The sequence below is a fragment of the Psychrosphaera sp. F3M07 genome, from assembly GCF_018860345.1.
GTDB lineage: Bacteria > Pseudomonadota > Gammaproteobacteria > Enterobacterales > Alteromonadaceae > Psychrosphaera > Psychrosphaera aquimarina.
The window spans coordinates 1-3,843 of record NZ_JAHKPJ010000008.1 but is presented as its reverse complement, the minus strand read 5'-3'; the positions used below and the strand labels follow the sequence as shown (position 1 = coordinate 3,843).

Sequence of the window (3,843 nt, the reverse complement as noted above, 5' to 3'; positions counted from 1 at the left end):
GAGGCTCTATAAGTATCAAGTCATTAAAGCAGGACAAATAACAGTTGGCTTTTGCTCCTGCGTCGCTTATTTTAGCCAACAATTATTTGCCTCTTAATGAGGCGTTGGTATTACTCCCCACGTCAAGTTAAAAACACTGATCCCTCTTAATCTTTTTAAGCCTAATTAGTCTGTTTTTTTCTCAATTAAAGTTGAGTTAACGTATTAGATGAAGCAAGTAATTTCGTCGGTTTTCATGCTGGTATTCGTGGATTATTAACCTTGCAGTTAACAGCGCCTACCTTACTTATTCCGTCGTGACACCTATCTTCAGTCTATGTTCGTGGTTCAATCAATATTTCTATTCATTGCCATCCTAAGGCTACCGCGTCCTGCTATCGCCCCTTACCTACATCCATGTAGGCAACGCCCTCGGTGGTTGTGCCACATCCGATGCTTGATCTAAATACGCTAACTCAAAAACTGTTTTCATTTTATGCTGGAACCCTTGCAATACGTAGTTTCGGATTAACAGGGGTTAGTACTACTTCTCTTGATATTGCCCATATATAGGCGATCATTTCCCGAGCAATCGCCGTCACGGCGACATTGTAATGTTTTCCTTTAAATATCAGTCGTTGGTATCGACGGCACAGTCTTAATTGTGCTTGCCATGCGATATCAATAATCTCTTTGGGTAATCCTTCTTGTCGTTTTTGTAGGTCGGTTGATATATTGGCTTGGTAACGATAAGAATGTGCGCCTTCAACTAGCAGTCGCCTTGCTCGGCCATTGCCGCATTTAGTGATTGAGCCTTGTCGTTGTTTTCCGCCACTTGAGTGTTCGCTTGATACTAACCCTAAATAACTCATGAGCTTTCTAGGGTGGTCAAAACGGGTCAAGTCACCTAACTCAGCAATAACACCAGTGGCAACCAATAACCGAACACCACGCATCGCTTGAATGGCCTTTACGACAGGGTAATACCGCCAATTTCTGACATGGTGCTCTAACTCATTATCAAGTCGTTTTAATCGAGCAATACGCTCATTAATAGTTTGTAAGTATTCTTGAAGGACAATATGCTGAGCTGGATGAGGCAATATTAATTCGGTCAACCAACGTAAGTGTTTTAATGACCAATTGGCAGTGCCTGAGTAGTTAATGTTGTTTCTAAGTAATAAAGCTTTGAGTTGGTACTTAGCGTCTTTTAAGTCTTTCATTGCCGTTTCACGAGCCCGTGATAAATCACGAACGGCTTCATCTTCAGACTCAGGTACATAGATGGCGGTTAAGTCTTCGGATTTAAGTAACTTCGCTAAGTTCAGTGCATCACGTTTATCGGTTTTAACTTTGTCCCCAGGCTTTTTGGGAATAAGTGAAGGGGCAACAACATAACAACAATGACCAAGACTCGTTAACAAACGGTAAATCCAATAGCCACAAGGACCCGCTTCATAGACAAAGTGCAACGTCGCACTCGGGTATTTAGATTCAAACTGGCGAGCGAGCTTTTTGATAGCCACTTTAGCTGATGATATGCGACCAAAGTGAACAGGCTTAGCACCTCGTTGGTCTTCAATATAAGCGACTTCAACGAACTCTTTGTGCGTATCCAAACCAATAAAAAGTATGTTATGTTTATTCATGCTGATCTCCGATTTAGTTTATTAATCATTAACTATTATGGCTCTGGCTTTCAGCTAACCCACGATTAATTGGAGATCAGCACTTTCGTGGGGAGTCATTATGTCTATACACTTTAAAGGAATCTGATATGAAACGGATGTTTTGGTATTTTCTTCTTTTTCTATTTTTGATGATTAATGAATCTTTTGCGAAATTCATGCTTGCTATTTTTGTTGGCGATTTAGGATTTTCAGATGCTTATACAAAAACATTTCAGTACGCATCTCTAGGCAGCTATATAATGTCCGCCAGTTTTAGGACGCTACCATATATCGCTCTATCCGTTTTTGCCTTAAAATCAAAATCCACTGATAGTAAAATTGGCCGAATAACAATTTGGTGTATTGCTTTATTTATAGCAGCATTTCATTTTTACGGTTATTGGGGAATGCAGCACTCATTGTTCACTGATGCGCATACATCTTCAACATCAGCATTAGCTTTAATTTGGATTCCAATTTGGGCATTATTGTATAGTTGCGTTATGTACGGTCTAATCGTCGCAGTACATAAAGCGTATTGGATGTTTCAAAAACGTGTATAACAAACCAATTATTCCGACCTCAACTCGCTGCGCTCTTTTCGGCGGCATATTGGGGCGTTAAATAAAAAACGACCTAACAATTTAGGTCGTTTTTTTGTATGGCTAAAGTTTATGTAATCTAGTTTATATAAACAGTATTATTCCGTTTGTCGAGATTGGATCAAAATAGGCAGTAATAGCTGCTGTCTAATTTGTTTGTCGCCTGTGCACCAGTTGTTGTTTATCTGCTGCCAACGTTCTTGCTCAAATGGAATGTTGAGCGCGGTGAAGTAATCCGCTGAGGCTAATATAAATTGGCTTTTATAAGGCAATATAATACCGCCACTGTCTCTTTGAACTTGTTTGGCTTCTTGGTAGTTTCTGCACCAAGTATTTAACAAGGTATCGCATTTCCTACTGTGCCAAAGGCTGCCAAATTGAAGCTGTGTTTCAGCTTGTATTTCGTTTTGTGCTTCTAGGTCGTAATCACAACTTAATATGGATTTAGCGTGCGCCCAATCAGTAAAACCTAACTGTCGTGCTAGGTATAATTGAGTATGTTTTAATTGATGTGGCGTATTAGCAGATAACGGAATTATCTTGGCTAAATCTGTATTTTTAAGTAGTTTTTTTGCTTGAACTTTAAGTTCGTCAATTGGAGTAATCATGTCACTCATCCCAAATTTATTATCTGTTTCCCGCATCACAAATATTTAGAATGAAAGTGTAATTTGCTTTATTAAAGCGATATAAACACTAGGGTGAGTTCCTCTTTAGCGGGCAGGCGTCCCTAACACCTGCGGGGATTATGCAATAGGATAGGGGATATTTCAAATGGTTGTTTAAAGTTACAACTACCGTGTTTGGGGATGGAATTAACTTAAATGACTCAAGCAGTTAAATAACAGTTGGTTTTTGCTCCGTCGTCGCCTATTTTAACTGACTATTACTAGTGTGTTCATTGGCAATAGTGTCTAAATTGTTATTAATTTAAAGGGAAGATTAGCTTGGATATTGGTATTACGTTTTATGGTCAACTGGTTTTCTATTCGATGTTTATCGTTGGAGGATTAAGTTATTACTTAGGTAAACGAAAAACCAATAATCCCAAGGTGGTTGCACTAGTGGGCGTTTTATTATGTATTACGCCGCCCTTAAATTTAGTTTATTTGTTTGTTCTCACATTAAAAAATGATGAAGTTCCAGATAATAAAAATTGAATAGAAACTCTGATTTTTATTTAACATATCAATAACTATGACGCGTAATGTTGGCCAGGAGGCTAGTTTGAAGGTTTTAAACACAAATAGAAGAAATCTATTTCTCGTTTTGATTGTTATATTGGTTTTATCTTTGGTTTATTTTGCTGAGTCTAATCGCCAACTTGAAATTTCATGTGAAGACGTTACTTGGAGTGATGTGGTGCTCTTAGTTCAGCCCCATCATGATGAGATGCTTCACACTAACTTGGTGATGCAAGGGCAAAGTTCGGAGTATCACCCATCTGAGGCCGCACGACAGGCTATGAGTCAATCACTACCAGAAGATGTGCAGCGCACGTTAAGAGCAATCATTAAAGCCGGTTGTTAGTACTGATAATGAGCCACATCTTCCTTACAGCTTAGAGCTTACAGCTTAGAGCTTAGAGCTTA

The 3,843-nt window shown here is 38.9% G+C and carries 5 protein-coding genes; 3 read left to right on the top strand and 2 right to left on the bottom strand.

Features of this window, described 5'->3' with window-relative positions; translation table 11 throughout:
- Window positions 1-473: 473 nt before the first annotated feature.
- A complete protein-coding gene (locus KO505_RS03365; protein ID WP_216054036.1) occupies window positions 474-1,628 on the bottom strand; it encodes an IS110 family transposase in 1,155 nt (384 codons plus the stop codon).
- Between the two features lie 128 nt (window positions 1,629-1,756).
- Here KO505_RS03365 and KO505_RS03360 point away from each other — a divergent pair, with 128 nt between their 5' ends.
- On the top strand, window positions 1,757-2,212 hold the full coding sequence (locus tag KO505_RS03360; protein ID WP_216054035.1) for a hypothetical protein: 456 nt from the start codon (window positions 1,757-1,759) through the stop codon (window positions 2,210-2,212).
- Window positions 2,213-2,349: 137 nt separating this feature from the next.
- On the opposite strand, the gene KO505_RS03355 is transcribed toward KO505_RS03360, so the two are convergent.
- Window positions 2,350-2,859 carry a hypothetical protein gene (locus tag KO505_RS03355; RefSeq protein ID WP_216054034.1) on the bottom strand — a complete coding sequence of 170 codons (510 nt, stop codon included), beginning with the start codon at window positions 2,857-2,859 and terminating at the stop codon, window positions 2,350-2,352.
- A gap of 339 nt (window positions 2,860-3,198) precedes the next feature.
- Here KO505_RS03355 and KO505_RS03350 point away from each other — a divergent pair, with 339 nt between their 5' ends.
- Window positions 3,199-3,411: a hypothetical protein gene (locus KO505_RS03350; RefSeq protein ID WP_216054033.1), complete on the top strand. Its 213-nt coding sequence runs from the start codon at window positions 3,199-3,201 to the stop codon at window positions 3,409-3,411.
- 67 nt (window positions 3,412-3,478) lie between these two features.
- On the top strand, window positions 3,479-3,781 hold the full coding sequence (locus tag KO505_RS03345; RefSeq protein WP_216054032.1) for a hypothetical protein: 303 nt from the start codon (window positions 3,479-3,481) through the stop codon (window positions 3,779-3,781).
- The last annotated feature ends 62 nt before the right edge of the window (window positions 3,782-3,843 follow it).

Coding starts and splice junctions, on each gene's coding strand:
- KO505_RS03355 (WP_216054034.1), bottom strand. CDS start 2,859: ATGATTACTCCAATTGACGAACTTAAAGTTCAAGCAAAAAAACTACTT.
- KO505_RS03360 (WP_216054035.1), top strand. CDS start 1,757: ATGAAACGGATGTTTTGGTATTTTCTTCTTTTTCTATTTTTGATGATT.
- KO505_RS03365 (WP_216054036.1), bottom strand. CDS start 1,628: ATGAATAAACATAACATACTTTTTATTGGTTTGGATACGCACAAAGAG.